The following is a 1809-nucleotide window of genomic DNA, read 5'->3' on the forward strand; positions in this document are numbered from 1 at the left end:
CCGTAATCGCGCTGGCAGGCGGTATCTCGCCCTGTGCCGGCGGCTGTAATGAGCGAGGCATAGGCGCATTTTTTTGCATCCTAAACGAACCTATGAGCCTTGAGCGCGCGATGGAAAAAGAGACCGCGACACAAAATTTAGCCCGCGTCGCCGAACAAGCGGTGAGATTGTTTCTGCTAGGGCACGGCGCTAAATAGGGCTTTTAGACTGAAATTTTAAGGCGCATCCGCTAAAACTCGAAGCGGGTACGGCGAGTGCGGGCAGGGATACAGCGCGGCGGCGGCTCGCGGCAGACAAGCACGACAAAGTGCGGCAGGAAGCGAGCACGGCGAAGAAGCGAAATTTTATGCAGGATAGATTTGTATGCTTTAAAAGCACGGCGTGATCTTGACGCAGATGGGGTGACGCGTAGATTACAAGGCATAAAAAATATACGCGAAGAAGCAGGCGAGAGCCACAACGATGGACGTTGGTAAAACGGCGGCTTGCGGCAAGGATATGGGCTATGACGTGCATGCGCGGCAAGCAGATACTGCGCGCAGCTTACGACGGGCGGCAGAATTTCATCCGCCGCAGACCGCGGTAAGTGGATAAATTTTGCATTAAAACGTAGCTTTGCCGAAATTCTAGCGCGTTTGAAAATACGGAGCAATAGGACAGGAGGTAAGACGGCGGGCGGCTCGGCGATGACATAGCGGCGTGAAATTTTACGGCGCAAAAATTTATTTTACCGCGCGATACATACGCAAGGCGCGATCTAAAACTCATTTTCCAATCAAGCGGCTCGCGCACCCTCGCAATACATACCTCAAGACATGACTAAAACAGACAGAATTTTAAGATTTATGCCATATTCGCAGCTTATGGAATTTGCAACGTAAATTTAAAAGCAGCGATCCGCCTTATGAAATTCCGTTTCGAATTTTAGCCCGCGATATGTTCATTTTGAGGTAAGAAAGGCTGCTCAATCGCAAAATCGCGCTTCTTGCAAAGATGACGGCGGCGCATTACTTCGCTCGCTCGCAAAGCCCGCCGCCCTCCGATAACGCTTTGATGAGGAGCGGGCCACATCTGCGTAAATTTTGTATTATTAAGATCGCGGATTTGCTTATCACTAAATTTAGTGCGGATGCGGCCGCCGTATGCCGCTACGACAGGGGCGAGCTTTCGTTAAATTTGCTCCGATCGCGCTGTGTTTTGCGATAAAAATTTATGAAATTTCATTTGCGGTCGGCGCCAAAAAATTTTATAAAGCTCCATTTTAAAATTTGCGGCACGGGCGCATACCGATCAGGTCCAAGCTAAAATCAAATCTCAAAATTCTAAGCGACGAATGCAGAAAACCCTCGTGCCTAGCGTATCTGCGGCGGCGGTGCGGACACGCTAAATTTATCGCTTTTAGGACGCAAAAGATGTGCAGGCGCGGGCAAAATTTATTGATTTTAGAGTTTAAAGTATCGAATTCGCGCGTCTAGGCTAAATTTAAATTTAAAGCGCGCAACGCTTCGAACGCATCCGCGCGACTGCAAGCGCTCATAAAATTCACCCGAAGCAAGGTTGTAAAACCGCGGACGGGCGCAAAATTTATCGTCGCAAAAATCAAAACTACGAAAACAAAAAAGCTCCACGAGCACTCGCCGCCGCACCTGCCCGAGCAAATTAAAATCGCATGATCCGCCAGCCGACATACGCGGAGGGCGCTACTGCGGGCATTTGCACTTAAATCCGGTGCGATCGCAATGCGATTTAAAACCGCGCCTGCTTAAATTCGCGCCGTTTCGGTTCGCTCGCAATCACATCTCGCCGCAG

3 protein-coding genes are annotated in these 1809 nt (G+C 50.0%); all 3 read left to right on the forward strand.

What is annotated here, in order from left to right:
• Window positions 1-197, forward strand: a 197-nt coding sequence (locus Q0614_RS07530) for a glycerate kinase (protein ID WP_298787726.1), incomplete at its 5' end; no start/stop codon positions are given.
• Window positions 198-462: 265 nt separating this feature from the next.
• Entirely contained in the window at window positions 463-594 is a 132-nt protein-coding gene (locus Q0614_RS07535; protein WP_298787728.1) for a hypothetical protein, read from the forward strand.
• A 548-nt stretch (window positions 595-1142) separates the two neighbouring features.
• Window positions 1143-1265, forward strand: coding sequence for a hypothetical protein (locus Q0614_RS07540; RefSeq protein WP_297948951.1), 123 nt, complete (start codon window positions 1143-1145; stop codon window positions 1263-1265).
• Window positions 1266-1809 lie beyond the last annotated feature (544 nt).

Origin of the sequence: uncultured Campylobacter sp. (assembly GCF_937997595.1) — a bacterium.
Classification (GTDB): domain Bacteria; phylum Campylobacterota; class Campylobacteria; order Campylobacterales; family Campylobacteraceae; genus Campylobacter_B.

Coding starts and splice junctions, on each gene's coding strand:
- Q0614_RS07535 (WP_298787728.1), top strand. CDS start 463: ATGGACGTTGGTAAAACGGCGGCTTGCGGCAAGGATATGGGCTATGAC.
- Q0614_RS07540 (WP_297948951.1), top strand. CDS start 1,143: ATGCCGCTACGACAGGGGCGAGCTTTCGTTAAATTTGCTCCGATCGCG.